Source organism: Aeribacillus sp. FSL K6-2833 (assembly GCF_037965815.1).
Lineage (GTDB): Bacteria > Bacillota > Bacilli > Bacillales > Aeribacillaceae > Aeribacillus > Aeribacillus composti.
This window is the reverse complement of sequence record NZ_CP150189.1, coordinates 813,389-834,793: the sequence shown is the minus strand read 5'-3', so window position 1 is coordinate 834,793 and position 21,405 is coordinate 813,389. Positions and strand designations below refer to the sequence as shown.

General features: G+C 38.4%; 19 protein-coding genes, 16 tRNA genes, 2 pseudogenes and 1 CRISPR repeat array. Of the genes and pseudogenes, 7 read left to right on the top strand and 30 right to left on the bottom strand.

The genetic code is table 11. The features are described 5' to 3' along the window. Positions 1 to 119: 119 nt before the first annotated feature. From mnmA to NSQ94_RS04135, 14 genes are all read right to left on the bottom strand, one after another. Positions 120 to 1,232, bottom strand: coding sequence for a tRNA 2-thiouridine(34) synthase MnmA (gene mnmA / locus NSQ94_RS04200; protein ID WP_082829590.1), 1,113 nt, complete (start codon positions 1,230 to 1,232; stop codon positions 120 to 122). Between the two features lie 82 nt (positions 1,233 to 1,314). Continuing rightward, a complete protein-coding gene (locus NSQ94_RS04195; protein WP_063387215.1) occupies positions 1,315 to 1,749 on the bottom strand; it encodes an Rrf2 family transcriptional regulator in 435 nt (144 codons plus the stop codon). A gap of 896 nt (positions 1,750 to 2,645) precedes the next feature. After that, positions 2,646 to 3,230, bottom strand: coding sequence for a DJ-1/PfpI family protein (locus NSQ94_RS04190; RefSeq protein WP_339230218.1), 585 nt, complete (start codon positions 3,228 to 3,230; stop codon positions 2,646 to 2,648). A 602-nt stretch (positions 3,231 to 3,832) separates the two neighbouring features. Continuing rightward, a CRISPR array of direct repeats spans positions 3,833 to 4,063; the repeat unit is 31 nt; unit sequence AGTTTCAATTCCTTATAGTTAAGATAAAAAC. 316 nt (positions 4,064 to 4,379) lie between these two features. Beyond that, positions 4,380 to 4,580 (bottom strand): hypothetical protein, encoded by a 201-nt coding sequence (locus NSQ94_RS04185; RefSeq protein WP_339230216.1) that lies wholly within the window; start codon positions 4,578 to 4,580, stop codon positions 4,380 to 4,382. Further along, complete coding sequence (locus NSQ94_RS04180) at positions 4,559 to 4,879, bottom strand: dienelactone hydrolase family protein (protein WP_327873410.1); 321 nt, start codon at positions 4,877 to 4,879, stop codon at positions 4,559 to 4,561. The genes NSQ94_RS04185 and NSQ94_RS04180 overlap by 22 nt, the downstream gene beginning before the upstream one ends. 240 nt (positions 4,880 to 5,119) lie before the next feature. Continuing rightward, complete coding sequence (locus NSQ94_RS04175) at positions 5,120 to 5,470, bottom strand: n-acetylglutamate synthase (protein ID WP_198318546.1); 351 nt, start codon at positions 5,468 to 5,470, stop codon at positions 5,120 to 5,122. A gap of 339 nt (positions 5,471 to 5,809) precedes the next feature. Further along, on the bottom strand, positions 5,810 to 6,250 hold the full coding sequence (locus NSQ94_RS04170; RefSeq protein ID WP_066250979.1) for a hypothetical protein: 441 nt from the start codon (positions 6,248 to 6,250) through the stop codon (positions 5,810 to 5,812). Between the two features lie 278 nt (positions 6,251 to 6,528). Beyond that, positions 6,529 to 8,019 carry a glycerol kinase GlpK gene (glpK, locus tag NSQ94_RS04165; RefSeq protein WP_130157090.1) on the bottom strand — a complete coding sequence of 497 codons (1,491 nt, stop codon included), beginning with the start codon at positions 8,017 to 8,019 and terminating at the stop codon, positions 6,529 to 6,531. Between the two features lie 35 nt (positions 8,020 to 8,054). Continuing rightward, on the bottom strand, positions 8,055 to 8,882 hold the full coding sequence (locus NSQ94_RS04160) for an MIP/aquaporin family protein (RefSeq protein ID WP_339230214.1): 828 nt from the start codon (positions 8,880 to 8,882) through the stop codon (positions 8,055 to 8,057). Between the two features lie 297 nt (positions 8,883 to 9,179). Next, entirely contained in the window at positions 9,180 to 9,443 is a 264-nt protein-coding gene (locus NSQ94_RS04155) for an HPr family phosphocarrier protein (RefSeq protein WP_066250986.1), read from the bottom strand. A 24-nt stretch (positions 9,444 to 9,467) separates the two neighbouring features. Continuing rightward, positions 9,468 to 9,860 (bottom strand): dihydroxyacetone kinase phosphoryl donor subunit DhaM, encoded by a 393-nt coding sequence (gene dhaM, locus NSQ94_RS04150; protein ID WP_063387208.1) that lies wholly within the window; start codon positions 9,858 to 9,860, stop codon positions 9,468 to 9,470. Then, positions 9,857 to 10,486: a dihydroxyacetone kinase subunit DhaL gene (gene dhaL, locus NSQ94_RS04145; RefSeq protein WP_339230212.1), complete on the bottom strand. Its 630-nt coding sequence runs from the start codon at positions 10,484 to 10,486 to the stop codon at positions 9,857 to 9,859. The genes dhaM and dhaL overlap by 4 nt, the downstream gene beginning before the upstream one ends. 54 nt (positions 10,487 to 10,540) lie before the next feature. Beyond that, positions 10,541 to 11,536, bottom strand: coding sequence for a dihydroxyacetone kinase subunit DhaK (gene dhaK / locus NSQ94_RS04140; protein ID WP_339230210.1), 996 nt, complete (start codon positions 11,534 to 11,536; stop codon positions 10,541 to 10,543). Between the two features lie 115 nt (positions 11,537 to 11,651). Beyond that, positions 11,652 to 13,697: a sigma 54-interacting transcriptional regulator gene (locus NSQ94_RS04135; protein ID WP_339230208.1), complete on the bottom strand. Its 2,046-nt coding sequence runs from the start codon at positions 13,695 to 13,697 to the stop codon at positions 11,652 to 11,654. A gap of 368 nt (positions 13,698 to 14,065) precedes the next feature. Here NSQ94_RS04135 and NSQ94_RS04130 point away from each other — a divergent pair, with 368 nt between their 5' ends. The 7 genes and pseudogenes from NSQ94_RS04130 to NSQ94_RS04100 form a co-directional block, all read left to right on the top strand. Beyond that, positions 14,066 to 14,626, top strand: coding sequence for a glycerol-3-phosphate responsive antiterminator (locus NSQ94_RS04130; protein WP_063387204.1), 561 nt, complete (start codon positions 14,066 to 14,068; stop codon positions 14,624 to 14,626). 397 nt (positions 14,627 to 15,023) lie between these two features. Continuing rightward, on the top strand, positions 15,024 to 16,694 hold the full coding sequence (locus NSQ94_RS04125; RefSeq protein ID WP_339230206.1) for a glycerol-3-phosphate dehydrogenase/oxidase: 1,671 nt from the start codon (positions 15,024 to 15,026) through the stop codon (positions 16,692 to 16,694). A gap of 382 nt (positions 16,695 to 17,076) precedes the next feature. Next, on the top strand, positions 17,077 to 17,493 hold the full coding sequence (locus tag NSQ94_RS04120) for a hypothetical protein (protein ID WP_094244561.1): 417 nt from the start codon (positions 17,077 to 17,079) through the stop codon (positions 17,491 to 17,493). A 23-nt stretch (positions 17,494 to 17,516) separates the two neighbouring features. Further along, a complete protein-coding gene (locus NSQ94_RS04115) occupies positions 17,517 to 17,915 on the top strand; it encodes a hypothetical protein (protein WP_094244560.1) in 399 nt (132 codons plus the stop codon). Between the two features lie 174 nt (positions 17,916 to 18,089). After that, positions 18,090 to 19,101: pseudogene (locus NSQ94_RS04110) on the top strand (pre-toxin TG domain-containing protein); the annotation flags it as partial. Between the two features lie 5 nt (positions 19,102 to 19,106). Continuing rightward, positions 19,107 to 19,457 carry a hypothetical protein gene (locus NSQ94_RS04105; protein WP_029761977.1) on the top strand — a complete coding sequence of 117 codons (351 nt, stop codon included), beginning with the start codon at positions 19,107 to 19,109 and terminating at the stop codon, positions 19,455 to 19,457. A 100-nt stretch (positions 19,458 to 19,557) separates the two neighbouring features. Next, positions 19,558 to 19,767 (top strand): annotated as a pseudogene (locus NSQ94_RS04100) (tyrosine-type recombinase/integrase); the annotation flags it as partial. A 124-nt stretch (positions 19,768 to 19,891) separates the two neighbouring features. Here NSQ94_RS04100 and NSQ94_RS04095 read toward each other — a convergent pair. From NSQ94_RS04095 to NSQ94_RS04020, 16 genes are all read right to left on the bottom strand, one after another. Then, positions 19,892 to 19,975 (bottom strand) — tRNA-Leu (locus NSQ94_RS04095). A gap of 26 nt (positions 19,976 to 20,001) precedes the next feature. After that, positions 20,002 to 20,090 (bottom strand) — tRNA-Leu (locus NSQ94_RS04090). 6 nt (positions 20,091 to 20,096) lie between these two features. After that, positions 20,097 to 20,170, bottom strand: a tRNA-Cys gene (locus NSQ94_RS04085). A 5-nt stretch (positions 20,171 to 20,175) separates the two neighbouring features. Continuing rightward, positions 20,176 to 20,250, bottom strand: a tRNA-Gly gene (locus tag NSQ94_RS04080). Positions 20,251 to 20,266: 16 nt separating this feature from the next. Next, positions 20,267 to 20,341, bottom strand: a tRNA-Gln gene (locus tag NSQ94_RS04075). A gap of 12 nt (positions 20,342 to 20,353) precedes the next feature. After that, positions 20,354 to 20,429: transfer RNA gene (locus NSQ94_RS04070), tRNA-His, on the bottom strand. An 11-nt stretch (positions 20,430 to 20,440) separates the two neighbouring features. Beyond that, positions 20,441 to 20,514 (bottom strand) — tRNA-Trp (locus NSQ94_RS04065). Between the two features lie 4 nt (positions 20,515 to 20,518). Next, a tRNA-Tyr gene (locus NSQ94_RS04060) sits at positions 20,519 to 20,603 on the bottom strand. Positions 20,604 to 20,615: 12 nt separating this feature from the next. Continuing rightward, positions 20,616 to 20,688 (bottom strand) — tRNA-Thr (locus NSQ94_RS04055). Between the two features lie 16 nt (positions 20,689 to 20,704). Continuing rightward, positions 20,705 to 20,780, bottom strand: a tRNA-Phe gene (locus NSQ94_RS04050). Positions 20,781 to 20,785: 5 nt separating this feature from the next. After that, positions 20,786 to 20,861: transfer RNA gene (locus NSQ94_RS04045), tRNA-Asp, on the bottom strand. Positions 20,862 to 20,863: 2 nt separating this feature from the next. Beyond that, a tRNA-Met gene (locus NSQ94_RS04040) sits at positions 20,864 to 20,940 on the bottom strand. A gap of 108 nt (positions 20,941 to 21,048) precedes the next feature. After that, a tRNA-Val gene (locus NSQ94_RS04035) sits at positions 21,049 to 21,124 on the bottom strand. A gap of 1 nt (position 21,125) precedes the next feature. Further along, positions 21,126 to 21,200, bottom strand: a tRNA-Glu gene (locus NSQ94_RS04030). 13 nt (positions 21,201 to 21,213) lie between these two features. Continuing rightward, positions 21,214 to 21,305: transfer RNA gene (locus tag NSQ94_RS04025), tRNA-Ser, on the bottom strand. A gap of 3 nt (positions 21,306 to 21,308) precedes the next feature. Beyond that, positions 21,309 to 21,383 (bottom strand) — tRNA-Asn (locus tag NSQ94_RS04020). Between the last annotated feature and the right edge of the window lie 22 nt (positions 21,384 to 21,405).

Below are 21,405 nucleotides of genomic sequence, written 5' to 3'. Positions count from 1 at the left end.
CCTTAAGAAAAGGTGGGCCGTATATAAAGGAAAGGCCCTGTTTAAAATAATTTGTTTTACAGATATGAACAATATTTATAATTTGTACAAAAACATATATTATATCTGTAACGAACTTTTTATGATGCAGCCGCGGCAATAGCAGCATCGTCTTTTATCACTTTGTCAATAATGGCGCTGCCAAGACAAATCTCACCTTCATAAAATACCGCTACTTGCCCTGGTGTCACAGCCTTAACTGGTTTTTCAAATTCTACAAACACCGTTCCATCCGGACGAATATGGACACGCACCTTTTGATCCTCTTGACGGTAGCGGAATTTAGCTGTACATGCAAACGTACTAAGACGAACATCCCCATTTATCAAGTTCAGGTTTGATGCAATCAGTCCAGTAGAGAACAATGCCGGATGGTCTTTGCCTTGAGCAACAAGTAAAACATTGTTGTCTAAATCTTTATCGACGACATACCAAGGTTCTCCTGTTCCTTTGCCGCCGATGCCAAGCCCTTTTCGTTGGCCGATTGTGTAATACATTAAACCATCATGAGTACCGAGCACTTCTCCATCAAGCGAACGAATTTCTCCAGGCTGTGCCGGCAAAAAATTCTTTAAAAAGTTTTTGAAATTTCGTTCTCCAATAAAACAGATTCCGGTACTATCTTTTTTATTGGCGGTAATAAGGTTCAATTCTTGGGCGATTTTTCGCACCTCACCCTTCGTTAACTCACCCAGCGGGAACAGAACTTTAGACAAATGGTCCGATGTTAGCTGGCTAAGAAAATACGTTTGATCTTTATTCGCATCTTTTCCACGCAGCAAGGTGATTTGGCCATTTTCTCTGTTGATTCTTGCGTAATGACCCGTTGCGATATAATCCGCATCAAGTGAAAGAGCATAGTCAACAAACGCTTTAAATTTAATTTCAGTATTGCATATTACATCTGGATTCGGTGTTCGGCCTCGCTTCAGCTCATCCATGAAATACGTAAATACACGATCCCAATATTCTTTTTCAAAGTTGACGCCATAGTAAGGAATCCCGAGTTGGTTGGCAACTCGTTTAACATCTTCATAATCCTCAGCTGCCGTACATACACCATCATCATTCGTATCATCCCAGTTTTTCATAAATACCCCGATGACGTCGTACCCTTCTTTTTTAAGAAGATAAGCAGCTACAGAGGAATCCACTCCTCCAGACATTCCGACGACTACTCGTTTTTTCTTCATCATCATTCACCTCCTTAAACTGAAACGTTTTTGATTACAGTTTTATTTAAAAAAAATTTTTGCCGCAACAAACTATTTTGTTTCAGGCATGAAACGAACTTTTTGAGCTATTATTATGAATTTCATTAATGATATCTTGGACCGTCACACCTTTTAAATAGTTTAAAAAATGTTCTTCTGCATTATGAAAAATACGAATGAGTACATCTGACAGATGTTTGCCTATTATACAGTTGTCATTGGAATCGGGACATTTCGGCACAAGCGTTTCCTCACTAGTGATTCTAAAAATTTTGTCTAACGTAATTTGTTCAGGCTGAGCGTTTAACGAAAATCCGCCCTTTGCCCCTTCTTTAGAAGCAATTATATTTTCTTTTCTTAATATGCTTAAGATTTTTCTTAATCTTACTGGGTGGACAGAAACACTTTGAGAAATGTCTTCACTGGTTACTCGCTGATTTTGCTTTTCAGCCAGATACGCAACGCAGTGAACGGCAATCGAAAAATCGCTATTCATATTGAACCTTCCTCCTAAGTGTAATAATAATGATTACAGTTTATATTGTCAACTTAAAATTACTTCTTTTCATCAGCCGCAAATAAAAAAATTCGGATCATTGGCCTAAATTTAGTGTCGAGTAGTAATGATAATAAGCGATATAAAGCTCATTAGAAAAAAACAAAAATTAGCATTTTAATCATGATTCCATTCAACTATATGAGCTACGATTGCTGAAGCTTTGCCAGAGCATCGATTCATTTCCAAACGATCAAAGTTAGTCATGTACAGTGTTTACATGTAGCGCAACGATTAAAAAATTCTTTGTAAAAAATCTTCACATTGGCAGAAACCTTTTGCTATTTCATTATAGACATGATCGATAGATTTACTATACAATTATCTGCTCATTGTGTCTATATAGACTGACATCAGAGAGCAACCTGCTAGTTAAGAAAGAATACTATCAAAACAAATACTCCTCTTTGAAAAGGTGAATCTCAAAGAGGAGCAGAGAGCTTTCATTTTATTTTTTCCACGCTTATCCAGTTGGCGGTATTTAGAGTTCCATAAGTACGGAAAGTTTTATCTTGCATAAGTCCGAGTAATCTGCTTCCAATCTGGTGCAAAAATTACGGAATTTCCATGCGGTTTTCGCCTAGTTTATGCTTTTGCTTGTGCAAATCCCGTCTAAATTTATTGAGACGCTTTCGTTTGAAATAATTTTATACTAATCCCTATAAAATCACCCCTGTTAAACAGGCATCGTTCCGAAACTCTTCGCCTAATTAGTGATTAAGCAAAACCGGTGATAATCCGTAATTTGCAGCATTTATGTATTAAACGAGAAAGCAGTATCATAACAATTCTGAAAATAAATAACAACAAAAAAAGAAAGCTTCTTATAGAAGAGCTTAGTCTAAATTATATTGCCTAACTTTGTAATATGGGTAGTCCATTTGTTTTTGAATGCGAAGAACAGCTTCTCTGCCTGCAAGCAGCTCACAAATAAATAAACCGAGATCCACAGATGTTGCGACCCCGCCGCCAGTAATAACATAACCGTCCTTCACAATTCGATCTTCTATAACTTCTGAACAATAAGATCGAAGTAAATCATACTCGTTTGGATGGGTCGTCGCTTTCTTTCTATCAAGAAAACCAGCAGCGCCAAAAAGTATGGAACCTGTACAAACGGACACTTTATACGTCGCATTGCTGCCCGTTTTTAACCATTCGATAAATTCAGAATCATGCAATAATTCTCGAGTACCGAATCCCCCGGGGACAAATAACAAATCATACTGAGATAAATTAGGAGCCACTTCTTGAATCTTAACTGTAATTCCCCGATCATCACTTATTTCATCTTTCATTCCACACAAGGTCCAGCTTAATTCTTCATTAAAACCCATTGTTTTCAAGCGTGTTACCGCATCATAAAAACCTACAAAATCAAGAGCTGTCATTCGATCAAAAAGAATAAATGCAATTTTCATAGAATACCTCCAAAAATTGAAAAAATTGCCTAACTTATTGCTATCATACGGCATTGCTTTTCATACTTACAAGCTTTTATTTTGTCTTTCACCTGAAATCTCTCTGAATAACTTTTTCTCTTATCCATTCATCGTTAGCCAAATTTATTGTCTGCAAAAGAATATGATTGATTTTCGTGAAGTAAAGGTATATCAAATTTGGAGGGACCATGTATTTAGGAAAGCTGTTTTTATTTGTGAATGAATGAAAGGCAAGGGTGTTTACAAGGAATTTGCAATTGAGTTGAAAAACGTCCGCATGGTCTGCAAACAGGAATTGATATCGGCTGTCTTAAGACTTCTCCCTTTTATAAGATACGATTATAAAATCAAATGTCTAAATTCATTGAGAGATCAATAGGGTAGAAAAGTGATGCAACAGAGGCAAGAGGCAAAAATAAATGGCACTGCATATGTTTATTCGTTGATCTTTATAATTGAGAAACTATTGCTCACAGATCGGGTGCAGCTGCTTCCGCTTTCAAGTGAACTAATGCTCAATTAGTTTTGATTCCTTGTACTTAAAAACCGCAAAAAGCGAGCACTGAAGCTTCAAGATATGGCGTTTCAATTCCTTATAGTTAAGATAAAAACAAGTAAGTGTGAATGTGAGGGCGATTGCTGAACTTTAGTTTCAATTCCTTATAGTTAAGATAAAAACGGATATTCGGGTGAATTGATTGAAAGACCTGCTTTAAAGTTTCAATTCCTTATAGTTAAGATAAAAACTTAGCTGGAGCTGTTGTTGATGGTGTGTATCCAGAGTTTCAATTCCTTATAGTTAAGATAAAAACCCCAAAAAACGTTGATGTTAGTATGTTTTCTAAATAATGGCGGATGTTGGTTTTAATTATAACGAACATAGAAAAATTTAGCAATGGCCCATTATTCTGCTGTTTCCTTCAAAAAACAGCTGTCGTCGATCTCCAGGGATTTTTACACGATTGGAGGTCGACGACTTTTTTCACACTTGGGTGATGTGCTGTACTGCGTTTGTTTCAAAATTCATACCAGAAAAAATATCGTCATTGTTTTGAAACTAAACCTTGCCTTCTTCAGCTAGCCTGCCAATTAGTCAATCATGAAGGAGCTTCACCACAGATAAAAAAGTTAGTCCGCTTTTCCATCGGAGTTAAATACGTCTAAATGTTTCCAAAGAAAAAACAACATCTGGTTAAAAGCTTTTTTTGCTGATGCTTCGTTATATTTTAAAGAGAATGGGTCGCTGAATCCATGTTGTCCATTCAACTTATGAACCTCAACATTATGCTTGTTTTCTAAAGCTAAAATTAACTCATCAACATTAAACAATTTTTCTTCTTCTGGAAAGAACAGCAATTTCGGGCATTGAGGCGATATTTCCATATAATTTCTAATACGGAACCATAATACCCAATAATTCCATCAACAAGTCGTTCTTCACTACATAGCCATGCAACGGTTGCTCCTGCACTGAATCCGGCGACAAATATGTTTTTATATCCATCCTTAATCTCCGATAACAAACTTTTAATCATGACCAAAGCGTTTGTAAAACCTATGTTCTCCATAAAATTAAAGTAAGCATCTTCCTCTTGAGAATAATCAAAAGGAGTTTCCTGTTCTAACATATTCGAACAGAAGACATCAAAGTCGAATTTCAGATAATGATTGACAAACATGTTTCATATGTTGATTGATTCCATAAATTTCGTGAACAAGATAATTGCAGCATCCGAATCTTTTTGTATGCTAATCATTATTGCTCCTCCACTAAAGCTGTTGCACCTACTTTAAATTCTTTTTTTTCTTTTTCATCACTATACTACCAGCAGCGCAGCAATCTTTATTTTTCAACTCAAGTTTATATATCAATGATTTTCAACAACTTCTTCAATAATTGAATTTCCTTCCGTTTCCTTATCATCGAGCCATTTCCAATTCTCATACAGTCTAATTCGCCCATCTGGTAAGATTTTTGGAGTAGAAGTACATTTTCCACCCCTAATCTCGTTTTTGATATTCACATGGTTATACCTAAACTCTAAGCATCCATCTTCTTTTACTATCCCAATTAAGAATCCTTTTATAATTTCTCCACCGCTATACGTTGCTGAGATTATATTTCCTTCTTGTTTATATTCAAAAAGCGTTTCTGAAGAAACTTCTCCATTATCTGTATTTTCAATTGAAACAAACTTGCGGCCATTATAATTTATCACAAACAACGCTCCTCTAATTTTTAATTTTCACTATTTTACCACATGTTTTATCCTTTTTTAGCCATCAAATTTATTTTCTCATGTTCAACTATTTCACAAGGGATACTTTGAGAAATACTTAATCAGATTTTCTAGTGCGGAATCGTGTCAAAAAGGGATTCCTACATTCAGCAGGAATCCTTGATACATCCAATGCCGAACTTAAATTTTAGTACAAGAAGGCGGGGTTATCGCTCTGCCTTTAGCTTCTCCGGATTCCTTACTTTCGTTCCCCCGAGTTCAGCAGAAGTTAAAAGTAGATCTCCATTTTTGATACCGCTTTTACTTTTAATGAAAAAATTATTCTTGAGTTAAATAATTGAAATGTTTATCAGTGATATATGTTAGATCAATTCCAAAATTCATCTTATTTAAAATAGGTTTAATATATTCTATTAAATGTGCACCAGCCTCAAAATGATCAGGAAATTTACTAATATAAAATGAATTGTTATTGTCACAATTTGGCTTATGCTCCACTAATCCTTCAATTACTTCAATAATTCGACCGACAATATTTTCTTCTAATTTTTCCTCTGAAATTATTACAGTGTGGATATAATTCTCCGCGCCTTCAAATGAATTTTCATCCTCTATTTCCTTTAAATTTGGAAAATCATCCAAAACACTTGGTCTTCTGTAATCTAAAATCAACAGCATACAGATAGTTTCATTATCTTGATTATCTATACGAAACAATTCTAGATCTCGCAATTTTAGCATTCTTACCAATTTGAACATTAAATATCATCTTTCTAACTTTGGATTCCTTTTTCATTGAAGTATACTAAAGAATTTAGAATAACTATACTATACTTCATATAAAATTATATCCGTAAGTTAGAGTAAGCTGAATACACTTTGAGATGAATAACTTATACCGAGAAAAAATTTTTTATGGTTTTTCCGCAACTTTGATCGTCTCAGAAATAAGGAATAATGCTCACTGATTTACCTTCCATACATATAAAAGAGGTGCACTTCATATCAAGTGCACCTCAACAATTGACTGAGAACCTTTATTTAAAAGCCATCGCAGCTTTTACAGCTTTTTGCCAGCCTTCATATAATTTGTTACGTTTTTCTTCATTCATAGATGGTTCGAATGTACGGTCAATGTTCCATTGTGTCGCGATCTCTGATTGATCTTTCCAATATCCTACTGCCAAGCCGGCTAAATAAGCCGCTCCAAGAGCAGTAGTTTCATTGACAACAGGACGTTCAACAGGGACACCTAACAAATCGCTCTGGAATTGCATTAGAAAATTATTTTTTACTGCCCCGCCATCTACACGCAAGGTTTTCAAGGAAATGCCCGAATCCGCTTCCATAGCAGTCAGCACATCTTTTGTTTGATAGGCAAGGGACTCTAAAGTTGCACGAACAAAGTGTTCTTTTTGCGTTCCCCGTGTCAAACCAAATATAGCTCCTCTAACATCGCTGTCCCAATACGGTGTTCCTAATCCGACAAACGCCGGTACTACATATACACCGTCTGTGGATTCTACACGTTCTGCATATTGTTCGCTATCAGCAGCATTTTTTAACATACGAAGTCCATCTCTTAACCATTGAATGGCAGATCCTGCAACAAAAATACTTCCTTCTAAAGCATATTCCACTTTTCCGTTTAATCCCCAAGCAATTGTTGTTAGTAGTCCGTGGTTAGAAGCAACAGCTTTTTCGCCCGTGTTCATAAGCATAAAGCAGCCCGTACCGTACGTATTTTTCGCCATGCCTTCTTCAAAACAAGCCTGACCGAATAGTGCTGCTTGCTGATCACCAGCCGCTCCAGAAATCGGAACTTCTTGCCCAAAGAAATGATACGGAACTGTATGTGCATAAATTTCTGAAGATGGACGTACTTCCGGAAGCATGGATTTAGGCACGGTTAAAATTTCTAACAGTTCATCATCCCATTTCAGCTCATGAATATTGAACATTAATGTTCTTGAAGCATTTGAATAATCCGTCACATGCGCCTTTCCACCCGAGAGCTTCCAAATTAACCAAGTATCAATTGTTCCGAATAAAAGCTCTCCTCTTTCCGCTTTTTCTCTAGCCCCTTCAACATGATCTAATATCCATTTGACTTTTGTTCCTGAAAAGTATGCATCAATTAACAGACCTGTCTTTTCACGAAATGTATCATTTAATCCCTTCGCCTTTAACTCCTCACAAATATCTGCCGTTTGCCGTGATTGCCAAACAATGGCATTATATACCGGCTGACCTGTGTTTTTATCCCAAACAACCGTTGTTTCGCGTTGGTTCGTAATTCCGATGCCTGCAATTTGCTCAGGTTTTATTCCTGACTCAGACAAGGAAGTGGCGATGACGGATAAGATGGAACCCCAAATTTCATTGGCATTATGCTCTACCCAGCCTGGTTTAGGAAAATATTGCGCAAATTCTTTTTGTGAAATATGAACGATTTCCCCTTTTTTATTAAAAATGATCGCACGTGAACTTGTCGTTCCTTGGTCTAGAGCTAAAACATATGTTTCCATTTTCTTCACCTCATTATTTTATTAAAATTATAAACTTAAAGTGTTGCTTTCGTTTTCTTATAGACATTCAAGCTTTGTTCTTTATTGCTTACTAGCGCTGCCACAACGATAGCTGCTACAACAATTGTGAAAATCCAAAAAGCAGAGGTACTGACTCCTTCAAAAGCCCATTTATAAAATAACGCTCCATACGTTCCCCCAATAATCGGCCCTACAACAGGAATCCAAGCATAACCCCAGTTAGAGCTTCCTTTACCTGGAATCGGCAGAATAAAATGAGCAATTCTCGGACCTAAATCACGGGCAGGATTGATGGCGTAACCCGTAGTTCCGCCTAAGGAGAGACCTATTGCAACGATGAGAAATCCAACAATGAACGGGTTCATTCCTTCTGCAAATTTATTCGCTCCAAGTGCCAACAATCCAAGCAACAAAATGAATGTACCAATGACTTCACTTAAAAGATTCGCTGCAGGATTTTTGATTGCAGGATCTGTTGAGAATACGGCTAATTTTGCACCTTGGTCATCGGTTGCTTGCCAGTGGGGCAAATAGTGCAAATAAACGATCACAGCACCGATAAATGCACCAATCATTTGGGCAATAATATAGGTCGGTACATCACTCCAAGGGAAAGAACCGATTGCAGCTAATCCGATGGTTACAGCCGGATTAAGATGGGCTCCGCTAAATTGACCTACAGCATATACCGCCATCGCTACGGCAAGACCCCATCCCATCGTAATAACAATCCAGCCTGAATTTTCAGCTTTTGATTTTTTAAGTACAACACCGCCGACAACTCCACCCCCAAAAACAATCAAAATCATCGTGCCAATTAACTCACCTAAAAATGCAGACATCAAAGTTTCCTCCTTTTTCATATATTTGTTATCTCTTGCGAAAAGACTACAATTTTGGTCAATAAAAAAGATCCGCAGCAAATTCCCCCCTTAGTATGCAGGCTGCATACAGGGAATTACTGTGGATCTCCATTTCTCCATCACAAATATTAACTTGATTTCAGATTATTACAAAAAGAAAGCGTTGTCAATCACTTTTTTTGAATTATGATATTATTTGTTTTGAAGTAAGTTCTAGGAAATGGGACCCATGAACCTAATATGAATTTTTGCAACAATTCAAAAGCAAAGGCTTGATTACGATTCTTTACCTGATTGGAGAAAAAAATCAATAAACGCTAATGCGTCTTTCTCATCTTCTCCATCAGTCATCACTTTGATCGTCTGTCCCTCCATTATGGCAACGCTCATAAGCTGAAGAATACTTTTCGCGTTAATCCTTCTGTCGCCGATCATTAACTCAACCTTGCTTTTATACTGGTTTACTTTTTTCACAAAATCTGCTGCTGGTCTGGCATGCAGACCATTTTCAATGGTCACTGTAATCTCTTTTTCGATCATTGAGTTCACTCCTAATTTTTCTCGCTAGTCATTGATTTTGACAAGTTCCTTTGCACTCTCGCCAGCTCGAACGACCTCTTCAATCGAGCTTCCCAAACCAGCCTCAACGACCGCTGCATAAGCTCCTTCTACGAGAGGAGCATCGGCTATTATAATGTTTTCATTGTTCTCTAGCATCTCAATAGCCATTTCAGCATTAATGAGTGCACTCCCTAAATCAAACAAAACGACAACGCCTTTCTCAGAATAGACTGATTCAATTGCTTCCTTAATGTCTAATGCATTTGTTCCGATATCGCCTTCAACCCCTCCAGCGATGGCTACAGATACTTCAGGTTGAACTTGATTCAGAAGCTTTTTTAGGCCGCTTACAATTTCATAGCTGTGTGAAATTAAGACAAGACTTACATATTTCATTGGGCCACCTCTCCTTCTTCGAACAATTCAGCTAAGGAAGCAAACAATAAATACGATGAAGCTGCCCCAGGATCAATATGACCAATAGAACGCTTTCCTAAATAAGCCGCACGGCCTTTCTTTGCCTCAAGCTCTTTTGTGCCGTCCATTTTCTCTTTAGATAAATCAGTAAGCTCTTTAGAATGAATCGTTTCACGATTTTTCATATACTCAATGACAGGCTCCCAAACATCGATCATCGTTTTATCTCCTACTTGTGCCTTTCCCCTAACTTTTAACCCATCCAATGATGCTGCTAATGCCTCAACTAAAGCCTTTATATCAACTTCTTTTTTACCCTTTAAAGCAAGAGAAGCTTTCATGAAAGCTGTTCCATATAACGGACCTGAAGCTCCGCCTACTTTAGCAATTAAAGTCATGCCAACATCTTTAAACAAAGAACCAAGATCATCATATTTGCCTTCTGTAATTTTCTTGACGGTTTCCTGAAATCCTCGTGCCATATTTAATCCATGGTCTCCATCGCCAATTGCTTGATCCAGCTCCGTTAAATACTCCTTATTTTCCTGAATTTTATCGTTAAAAGTCATGATCCATTTTTTAGCCTGTTCAACGTCAAATGTCATTGATCATCTCTCCTCATATTCCTTCTATAGACAGACTGCAAGAAAGCGAGATTGCTATTTTTTGAATGCGATTGTATCCGCTTGTTCGTCTAACAACTCAATGAGTTGATCGTCTAATTTTAATAACGAAATAGAGCAGCCATCCATTTCAAGCGATGTCATAAATTCACCAACAAACGTTTCATGTATATAAATGTTCTTATCCTTTAGGACCTCAGAGACTTTTTTGTTCATAATATATAATTCCATTAATGGTGTTGCACCTAAACCGTTAATCATGACCGCAACCTTGTCGTTTTCCTCAAGTTTTAAGTCATCTAAAATTTTTTCAAGAAGTATTTGTGCGATTTCATCCGCTGGCTGGATTTGTGTTTTTTCAATGCCAGGTTCTCCGTGAATCCCCATTCCAATTTCGATTTCATTTTCTCCGAGCTCGAAGCCAGGTTTTCCTGCTGCTGGAACAGTGCATGGAGTTAAGGCCATTCCCATTGACCGCACATTTTCCACAACTTTCTTAGCTACTGCTTCTACTTCTTTTAGCGTTGCACCCTTTTCCGCTAATGCACCGGCAATTTTATGAACAAAAACCGTACCTGCTATTCCCCGCCGGCCTGTCGTATATGTACTATCCTCCACAGCTACATCATCATTCACAACCACTTTTGCTACGTTGATTCCTTCTGCTTCAGCCATTTCGGCAGCCATTTCAAAATTCATAATGTCGCCAGTGTAATTTTTAATAATCAATAACACCCCATTTCCGCTATCAACCGCTTGAATCGCCTCAAAAATTTGATCTGGGGTTGGGGAAGTGAACACTTCTCCACATACCGCTCCGTCTAGCATTCCTTTACCTACATAACCAGCATGTGAAGGCTCATGACCGCTTCCTCCACCGCTAACCAAGCCAACTTTTCCTTGAATAGGTGCTTCTTTTCTTACGATTACGTTTGTATTTGGCAATCTCTTCATTCGATTAGAATGAGCCGCCACCATCCCTGCTAACATGTCTTCAACTACTTGATTAGGATCATTGATTAATTTTTTCATAGACATACCTCCTCTTAACTTTGCACTTTTTATTAATGCAAAAATGATGCCAACAACGAAAGCGCTTTACGGATGCGTTTTCATATTTTTGTGCCGAGTTCATTGGAAAAAAATATCAATCCATTTGATACTTTTTCCCAACTAAATGCTCCAATCCATATTCTCTTATTTTTTTAGCTGCCGTTTTATGAGTGATCCCAAGCGCTTTCGCTAATTGGTTATAGCTTGGGTAATATTGACAAGCAAACGAAAAAATTTGTTTTTCATATTCTTTGAAGGTCAGCACTTCGTTGCCAAAATTGATACTCTGTTTCTGCATTATTTTTTTATTTTCTTGACATTGAGGGTTCGAGATGTAGTAAGGTAAATCCTTGCATCGCAAAATTTCTTCATCTGCGAGATTAAATAACCGTTCAATTACATTTTGTAATTCTCTAATATTTCCTGGCCAATGGTAACTGCACAATGCTTCCATAAATCCTTTTTCATACCCTTTGATATTTTTTCCCAATCTAGCATTCAATTGTTTTCGAAACGCCTCCACCAAAAGGGGAATATCTTCTTTTCTTGCCCTTAAAGGCGGCAGATGAATTGGGACAACATTCAACCGATAATAAAGATCCTCGCGAAAACTGCCCTCATCTACCATTTTTTTGAGATCACGGTGAGTCGCGGCAATTACCCTAACATCAAGCTGAATGGGCGCATATCCGCCAATTCTTTCCACTTCCCTTTCCTGCAGCACACGTAAAATTTTTGCTTGCAAATCCAAACTTAAATCACCGATTTCATCTAAAAAAATCGTACCTTTATTAGCGAGTTCAAATTTTCCTCGATGTGTTTTATACGCTCCTGTAAAGGCTCCCTTTTCATAACCAAATAATTCGCTTTCCATTAATTGAGGAGGGATGGCTGCACAATTCACTCGAATAAATAGGTTATTCTTTCTGTCGCTTGCTTCATGAATAGCCTTAGCGATAAGTTCTTTCCCTGTTCCGCTTTCTCCTGTAATAATCACTGTCGAATTTGTTTTTGCAACCTTTGCGGCGATTGTTAAGGAATCTTTTAATGTCTCGCTGTTTCCTATAATCTTATGAAATGCCTCATCAAATCCTTGATGTTTGGACAGCTCCATTTCCAAATATTTTGTTCTTTGCTCCATTAGATCAATTTTTTCGAGGAGCTTTTTAATATCATCGAAAGGAGTCATGGTGGCGACTGTTCCGCGAAATTCATCGTCAACGAAAATAGGATTTATTTTTGTAATATAACTAGATTGTTGGTTTACTTGAATTAGTTTCATAATCTGATTTTGAGTGCTTTTAATATTTTCCCACTCGTGTTGGCCGATTATTGATTGTATGTTTGGGACACTGTTTAATTTTTTTAACAAAACATCCATTTCATCATTTTTGTATATAAAATTTCCATTTTTATCTGTTAATCCGATTAAATCTGAGACAGATTTTAAAACAAGATTTAATCTCTGCTGCAGCTCTTTTACTTCATTCAATTCTTTACTGATTTTCTCAATGGTAGATATATCTTGAAAAATAGCAACAGCCCCAATCGTTTTTCCATTAAAAATAATTGGCGAACGGGTTGTTAACAATGTATGATGGTTGATTTCTTGCTTTTTGGATAATTCCATTTTTCCTGTCTTCAGTACTTCATGCAATCTTGAATGGGGAATCACTTCGTCAGCGCGTTGATTGATAAGCTCATGAGGATCTTTTTCCAAAAGTTTTGCTGCAGCTGCATTGACATAAGTGATGATATTGTCGCTATTCACAACGACGATTCCATTCGGTAAAGCAGATATGGCCTCATGAAGGGTAATGGAATTTTCCATGAGAAGTCGATCTGTTTCTGCTTGCTGGGAATCTTCAAGATCCGTTTGTTCAAAAAAATCTTTTATCTGCTGGACGATTTGATCGTCTATTTTTTCTTCAAAATGCAGGATAAATTCCTCTCCTTGTCCAATCTTTAAGGACACTAAAGATAATAGATTATTCACTTGAACTTTTTTATCCTGATAGAGAACGTACGTCTTTTTTAATATCTCTTTATTTTGTATGAGATTTTGAAGCAGCGAAATAAAAGCTGCTGCCATCCGGACATGAAGACCGTTCTTTTTGTAAACTGTTAATTTAATGAACATGAAATCCCCTCCTTTTTCCATTTTAATATACTTGTTAACAGGATTACTGGAAAATTTTTTGAAAAAGATAGTAGTTATGAATCTCACGATTAAAAAATTTTTTTCACCCTGTAAACGATCATGCGTGGATGTTCTCGTTGCTTTGACAGCGCTTTTGTTTATGGTACAATTATAAATAAGTTAATAAATTGTAGCGGAGAGAAGGAGATCCACATCAATTCCCTTTAGTCGTTTGGATGAAGGGGTGTTTTGTTGTGGATTTCTTTTTTTCTAGAGACTTGAAGCAAAGACCTCTTCTCTGTTTCAATTAAGTTTGAAAGCTGAATTCACACTGATTTTTGCCAATAATAAAAAAGGTGGAACGAACAATGGAATATAAAGATCAAAAAATTATTCCAGCGATTCGCAATATGAAGGATTTTGAAATTTTTCTTCAGAGTTCCTATGCATATGGTGTGTTATTAGATGTCCATATTGCCCAGTTGAAAAATATCGTCAATATTTCTAAGCAGCATTGTAAAAACTTGTTATTGCATGTTGATTTAATACATGGTCTTAAAAATGATGAATACGCAACCGAATATTTATGCCAGTCCTTCAAGCCCTATGGACTGCTTTCGACAAAAGCAAGTGTCGTTTTGAAAGCGAAACAAAAAGGCGTATTGGCCATTCAACGAGTTTTTCTCATTGACTCAAACGCTTTAGAAAAAAGCTATTCCTTATTAGAAAAAACAAAACCCGATGTGATTGAGGTTTTACCTGGCGCCATGCCGAACATTATTGCTGAAATTCATCAACGAATCCAAATCCCGATCTTTGCTGGTGGATTTATCCGCAGTATTGACGATGTCAACAATGCTTTACAAGCTGGTGCTGCAGCCGTGACAACATCCAATAAGCAATTATGGAAAGAATTTGAACAGTCATAATTTATTTTGAATGGCTACCCAATTTTTCGATGCTTTAGGTTTTGGCGGCAGTTTTAGACATTCAGTTTCAGAAACGCTGTAGAAGACATGAAAGACGCAAGCCATCTTCATCAATTGAATGAAAAAAAATGGCTTGTGCGATGGTGTCAATAGCGTTTTCAAACACTGATTCTTCATCAACTGAATAAAGAAAAGTTCATTATGGGGAAAAGCTTTGAATTTTAAATTCGCATACAAAAGAATTTTCAGAAGATGAAGAATATGCTATAATACATTCAAAGTTAATATTCGGTTGGAGACAAGGAGAGACCACATAGCATTACGTCTGTAGAAGAAGCGTAGTGTGTATGTGGTCTCTTTTTTTAGGACTTTTGACGGATCACAGGAGGAATAACAAATGAACAAAAATGTATTTGCTTATCAAAGACAAGAAATATTAAAAGACGTCGATGGAAAACAGTTTGATGTCATCATTATTGGCGGTGGTATTACAGGTGCAGGAATTGCACTTGATGCAACAACACGTGGAATGAAAACAGTTTTATTTGAGATGCAGGATTTTGCCGCAGGAACCTCAAGCCGTTCCACGAAGCTTGTGCACGGAGGCCTCCGTTATTTAAAACAGCTGGAAGTGAAGTTAGTCGCTGAAGTTGGGAAAGAACGCGCGATCGTCTATGAAAATGGCCCGCATGTAACTACACCTGAATGGATGCTTCTTCCGATTTATAAAGGAGGAACATTCGGTAAATGGAGCACATCCATTGGACTGAAAATTTACGATTACCTTGCTGACGTGAAGAAAAGCGAACGAAGAACGATGTTGAATGCGAAGCAAACTATTGATAAAGAACCTTTATTAAAACAAGATGGATTATTAGGCGGAGGATATTATGTCGAATATCGAACTGACGATGCCCGCTTGACGATTGAAGTTATGAAAAAGGGAGTCGAATGCGGTGCAAAAGCGATTAACTATGCAAAGGTAGACGAATTTATTTATGAACAAGGCAAAGCCGTAGGTGTAAAAGTTGTTGATCAATTAACAGGAGAATCATATCAAGTGTTCGCAAAGAAAATTATAAATGCAACAGGCCCTTGGGTCGATACGTTACGGGAAAAAGATCACTCTTTAAAAGGAAAACATTTGATTTTGTCAAAAGGAATTCACCTTGTTTTTGACCAAAGCCGATTCCCATTAAAACAAGCGATCTATTTTGATACACCTGATGGACGAATGGTGTTTGCCATTCCGCGTGATGGAAAAACTTACGTTGGCACAACAGATACTTTCTATGATGGGGATATTGCACATCCTAAAATGACTGTTGAAGATCGAGATTATCTTATTAAGGCCATTAATTATATGTTCCCAACGGTCCATATCACCGTGGAAGATATTGAATCAAGCTGGGCCGGGCTCAGACCATTAATCCATGAAGAAGGAAAAAGTCCTTCTGAAATATCACGCAAAGATGAAATTTGGACGTCTGATTCAGGTATTATTACCATTGCCGGCGGAAAATTAACAGGATACCGTAAAATGGCAGAAACGATCGTTGATCTTGTTGCCAAATTATTAAAAGAGGAAGAAAACGAAGCATTTTCCCCTTGCAGAACGAAAAACCTGCCGATTTCGGGAGGAAATTTCGGAGGTTCAACAAATTTTGAATCGTTCGTAACTAAAAAAGTTGAACAGGGAGAAAAATTGGGATTTAGCAGAAAACAATCGGAAAGATTGGTCCGATTATATGGAACGAATGTAGACCGGGTGTTTGAACTGGCAGTTGATTTAAAGAAAGTAAGAGATGAGTTTCAATTACCGATTGATGTTTTAGCCCAGCTTCAATATGGTTTGGAAGAAGAGATGGTCGTAAAACCGGAGGACTTCTTTATCCGGAGAACAGGATCGTTATTTTTTGAAATTCATTCAGTTCACCAATGGAAGGAATCCGTTATTCAATATATGGCGAAAAACTTGGAGTGGACAGAAGAGGAGCAAAACCGTTATCGCAAAGAATTAGAAACATATCTGCACGACGCCGTCACGCCTGTTGATGAAAAACAATAATAGACAAAATATATAATGACAGCAAAGGCTTTTATTATCCGGTTATTTGAACGAAAAGGAAAAAGTAGCCGAATTTTGACAGCATCCCCCTATAAGGAGACAGTAAATATGCATCAATTTACTGTTTACTTATGAGGGGATTTTTTTCGATAATGGTGGTGTTTAACTTTGCGCCGGTTATTTCTTAAATTCGTAAATACAAAAAATCATATTAAAGAAAGCTTATTATGTAAAAAGTTTTTAAGAAGTGGATGACGCAAAGTAATGCAAGGTCTAACTTAGAACAGCTGTATCAAGCATTTCACATCCAGTGCACCCCAACAATTGACATAGCCTGACCAATCTGAAAAATTCAATCCCTGACCGGCAAATGGGATTTGCCATGGAAGGGATTGGGAACGTTAAAGTTCCGGACGAGAACACCAATGGATTGGAGAATAAAGTTCGAGCTTATCTGAGTGAGAAGACGGGGTTAAATCTAGGCGAAGGTAAAGCAGGCAACGATGGCATTGAACTTAGCACTAAGGGTACTGGCAAAACAGTTGATGATTTAATTAAAGTTGCTAAGCCTGGAAGAGCAACAAAAGGAAGAACTATTCAGTATGAGTTATCTGGTGGATTTAGTGAAGCAATGAATGACTTTCACTCGTTGGGACCTAAAATTACTAAGGATACGCCTGACCTCAAAGTCGGTATTTTAAAGGATGGAAGAACAGTTATTGTTAGAAAGAGAAGTAGTGATGGCCGTCCTACACTTGAAATTCAAGATGGCAAGAAGAGAATAAAGTTTCGTTACTAGAAAACAAATATGGAGGAAGTTTTATGGAACAATGGAAAAGATGGATACCGCTAGATGATATACCTTCAACAATTTATAATGATATGCTTTTGGATGGTAAAGATGGTGTTATTTTAGAATTTAGTGATGAAAATGGTGAAAAAAAAGTTGTAGTGAATTTTAAAGAAGGAGTATTATCGTATAGAAATACTGATGAAGGTTCGTTATTAGAAACGCTAAATTATTTAGATCAATATTACGGTACAGATTTTTATAGTGATTGGTCTTTATTTAAAGTTAAAAACTCAGAATACTTGAAATGGTTTCATAAAGAAAGTTGCGGTATATACGAGTCAAGAGAGGTAGAACATTATGTATTTTTAACTTCTAATGATGTAATTGAAATATTATCAATATATCCTCCTAGTATTACGGTAAAGTAATTTTGTTATAGTGTGTGAAGCAAGATTCCCTAATACAACGATAAATAAACAATCCGCTTGAACAAAAAGTTCAAGCGGATTGTTTATTCCTCAAGGAGCGCTTCGAATAAACTATATAGAGCAATGCCCTATACAATGCGCGCGGACCTTGCTTTCCTAGGAGATTCCCTCTTTTTAGCCATGGAGATTCCCGGCATCGGTTCCGCCGCCATCCGCGAGCTTACAGACGAACTGATTCATTGGCTCGACCGCTATGGAGAAAAGCTGAATGAAGCGGAGGAACTGCTGTATCAGACGGCCGCGTCCATCAGACAGGCAGACCAAACGCTCGCCGACAACATAAAAGAATTCGGTCTGAAGCTTCTTTGCTGGTATGACTTGCAGCGGTTGTTTGGAGAATACGACCCGATTACTGGAGAACGGATATCCGGATGGGACCGCCTGGTTGCGGGAGGAAATGTTATTGTTGTCCGTCATTCCTCCAGCCAAAGGGGCAGGAATCGCTGGAAAAGCGGGGATCAAAGGAGCGAAAGCGGCCGGGATAGCAGCGGATGTTTCGAAATTGGTCCCGCAAATGAAATATGTTCTCCGCTATGATAAAATGATGTCTGTCTTTCAAGCGGCGTACCTCCAAGTCGTGAAAGCGCCGATTACCAAAACGCTGCGATATTTTAATAAGCAATGGGATGACCGTCTTACCAGCGTTTCGTCTGTCCAATGGCAGCTAGCCTTGGCGGGAATTGGTCCAGCGTCCCGCGCATGGATGAGCAAGGCTAAGGAAGAAGTAAAAGAAACTGCGATTAACATGATTGGCAAAACTGGGGATGAGGTGGACGGTAAGGGTACGGGTAAATTTAGTAAGTATGATGTAGGATTATATAAAGAAATAAAAGGTGTACCGAGGTTAGATGCACATCATGTTGGACAAAAAGCAATTATGAAAAAATTCATTCGAAATTATGATCCAAATAATGCACCAGCAATATTAATACCAAAAGCTGGACATACAAGAAAAGGTCCTAGGGGAATAGTTTTGAGAAGTTCAAAAGGAATTGAGAGTGTAAGACAATTATTAGCAAGAGATATAATGGAGTTAAGAAGAGTATATCCAGACATTCCTAATTCTCAACTTCGAAAATTAATTGAATTAAATAAACAATTGTATCCAGAGATGAGAAGGAGATGAGATATATGAATAAAGAAGAGTTTGTTAAACTTTTACATCAGTCAATTATAAAAGAAAATCGTAATTTTTATCGAGATATATTCAATAATACTGATATTAATGAAGTTACAGACCCTTATTGGAAAGAAGCGTTGATGTTTTATTCAGAACTATCAGATAAAAATAAAGAAATATTATTTAAAATAATCGAACAAGTAGAAGTGGATGCTGTATCTAATATTTTAGGGGTGTTAGATGGGGTAGTATCAATAGGAGAAGAGGATATTGAGTTTAAAGTGACAATTAACAATAATAATGAACCAATTAATGGAGATTTACAAGACCTATTTTTGGAGTATGATGAAGAGAATAGGTAACAAGTAATGTTAGACTAAAAGTAGACACAGATTATTATAGTAATAATAGACTAAAAAATGAGGTGTCTACATGACAAAAAACAAAGGCGGTACGATCGGGATTAAGCCAATTACTTGTTATGGCCTTCGCCACACTCACGCATCAATGCTCCTATATAAAGGGGTGAATATTAAATACGTTTCTCGACATCTTGGTCATAAGGACATTGTGACAACATTGCAGACGTATTCACACATTTTGGACGAGATGGAGCAAAAAGAATCCCGGCAGGTAGACGTTGCAATGGAGGAGCTCTACCATACAAAATAGCCGTGCAAAATTTTTTCGAATTCTATCGGATTCTTCCGGTTTTCCAAAAAATGAAAAACGACTGCGTTTGCAGTCGTTTTAAAGCTTCCACGATTTTTGATCGTGAGATATCGGATACTAATGATGCCGATGGTGGGAGTCGAACCCACACTCCCGCAAGGGAACACGATTTTGAGTCGTGCGCGTCTGCCAGTTCCGCCACATCGGCGTAATGATATTGATGCAATTCCTCACTGGTGCCGAGGACCGGACTTGAACCGGTACGGTAGTCACCTACCGCAGGATTTTAAGTCCTGTGCGTCTGCCAATTCCGCCACCCCGGCTTGTAATGGAGGCGGCACCCGGATTCGAACCGGGGATAAAGGTTTTGCAGACCTCTGCCTTACCACTTGGCTATGCCGCCATTATTGGAGCGGAAGACGGGATTCGAACCCGCGACCCCCACCTTGGCAAGGTGGTGTTCTACCACTGAACTACTTCCGCACTTAAATTTAAAAGGTGGCTGGGCTAGCTGGATTCGAACCAGCGCATCACGGAGTCAAAGTCCGTTGCCTTACCGCTTGGCTATAGCCCAATGATATTAATATGGGGCGACTGATGGGAATCGAACCCACGAATGCCAGAGCCACAATCTGGTGCGTTAACCACTTCGCCACAGTCGCCATCTTATAAATGGCAGGGGCAGTAGGAATCGAACCCACACCGGAGGTTTTGGAGACCTCTGTTCTACCGTTAAACTATGCCCCTATCATGGTGGAGGGGGACGGATTCGAACCGCCGAACCCTAAGGGAGCGGATTTACAGTCCGCCGCGTTTAGCCACTTCGCTACCCCTCCGATTGTAAAAAATGCCGGCGAGAGGAATCGAACCCCCAACCTACTGATTACAAGTCAGTTGCTCTACCAATTGAGCTACACCGGCATATGTATACATATAATGGTGGCTCGGGACGGAATCGAACCGCCGACACAAGGATTTTCAGTCCTTTGCTCTACCGACTGAGCTACCGAGCCTTTTATGGCGGTCCCGACGGGAATCGAACCCGCGATCTCCTGCGTGACAGGCAGGCATGTTAACCGCTACACTACGGGACCATTGGTTGCGGGGGCAGGATTTGAACCTGCGACCTTCGGGTTATGAGCCCGACGAGCTACCGGACTGCTCCACCCCGCGCCGATAAAACAATAAACACTCTTCACACAAAAATTATGTATACATATCATAACATGCTGTGGCCCTAGCGCCGAAATTCATTAATATTCATTTTATTTACTATGTACATGGTGGAGGATGACGGGATCGAACCGCCGACCCCTTGCTTGTAAGGCAAGTGCTCTCCCAGCTGAGCTAATCCTCCATGGTGACCCGTACGGGATTCGAACCCGTGTTACCGCCGTGAAAGGGCGGTGTCTTAACCACTTGACCAACGGGCCAAAAATTTCATTCTGGCGGAGAGCAAGGGATTCGAACCCTTGAGACGGCGTTGACCGTCTACACGATTTCCAATCGTGCTCCTTCGACCACTCGGACAGCTCTCCAAATGGCTCCGCAGGCAGGATTCGAACCTGCGACCGTTCGGTTAACAGCCGAATGCTCTACCACTGAGCTACTGCGGAATGTAAAAGAAGACTAGCTGAT

Coding starts and splice junctions, on each gene's coding strand:
- mnmA (WP_082829590.1), bottom strand. CDS start 1,232: ATGAAGAAAAAACGAGTAGTCGTCGGAATGTCTGGAGGAGTGGATTCC.
- NSQ94_RS04195 (WP_063387215.1), bottom strand. CDS start 1,749: ATGAATAGCGATTTTTCGATTGCCGTTCACTGCGTTGCGTATCTGGCT.
- NSQ94_RS04190 (WP_339230218.1), bottom strand. CDS start 3,230: ATGAAAATTGCATTTATTCTTTTTGATCGAATGACAGCTCTTGATTTT.
- NSQ94_RS04180 (WP_327873410.1), bottom strand. CDS start 4,879: ATGTTAGAACAGGAAACTCCTTTTGATTATTCTCAAGAGGAAGATGCT.
- NSQ94_RS04170 (WP_066250979.1), bottom strand. CDS start 6,250: ATGTTCAAATTGGTAAGAATGCTAAAATTGCGAGATCTAGAATTGTTT.
- glpK (WP_130157090.1), bottom strand. CDS start 8,019: ATGGAAACATATGTTTTAGCTCTAGACCAAGGAACGACAAGTTCACGT.
- NSQ94_RS04160 (WP_339230214.1), bottom strand. CDS start 8,882: ATGTCTGCATTTTTAGGTGAGTTAATTGGCACGATGATTTTGATTGTT.
- NSQ94_RS04155 (WP_066250986.1), bottom strand. CDS start 9,443: ATGATCGAAAAAGAGATTACAGTGACCATTGAAAATGGTCTGCATGCC.
- dhaM (WP_063387208.1), bottom strand. CDS start 9,860: ATGAAATATGTAAGTCTTGTCTTAATTTCACACAGCTATGAAATTGTA.
- dhaL (WP_339230212.1), bottom strand. CDS start 10,486: ATGACATTTGACGTTGAACAGGCTAAAAAATGGATCATGACTTTTAAC.
- dhaK (WP_339230210.1), bottom strand. CDS start 11,536: ATGAAAAAATTAATCAATGATCCTAATCAAGTAGTTGAAGACATGTTA.
- NSQ94_RS04135 (WP_339230208.1), bottom strand. CDS start 13,697: ATGTTCATTAAATTAACAGTTTACAAAAAGAACGGTCTTCATGTCCGG.
- NSQ94_RS04130 (WP_063387204.1), top strand. CDS start 14,066: ATGGAATATAAAGATCAAAAAATTATTCCAGCGATTCGCAATATGAAG.
- NSQ94_RS04125 (WP_339230206.1), top strand. CDS start 15,024: ATGAACAAAAATGTATTTGCTTATCAAAGACAAGAAATATTAAAAGAC.
- NSQ94_RS04120 (WP_094244561.1), top strand. CDS start 17,077: ATGGAAGGGATTGGGAACGTTAAAGTTCCGGACGAGAACACCAATGGA.
- NSQ94_RS04115 (WP_094244560.1), top strand. CDS start 17,517: ATGGAACAATGGAAAAGATGGATACCGCTAGATGATATACCTTCAACA.
- NSQ94_RS04105 (WP_029761977.1), top strand. CDS start 19,107: ATGAATAAAGAAGAGTTTGTTAAACTTTTACATCAGTCAATTATAAAA.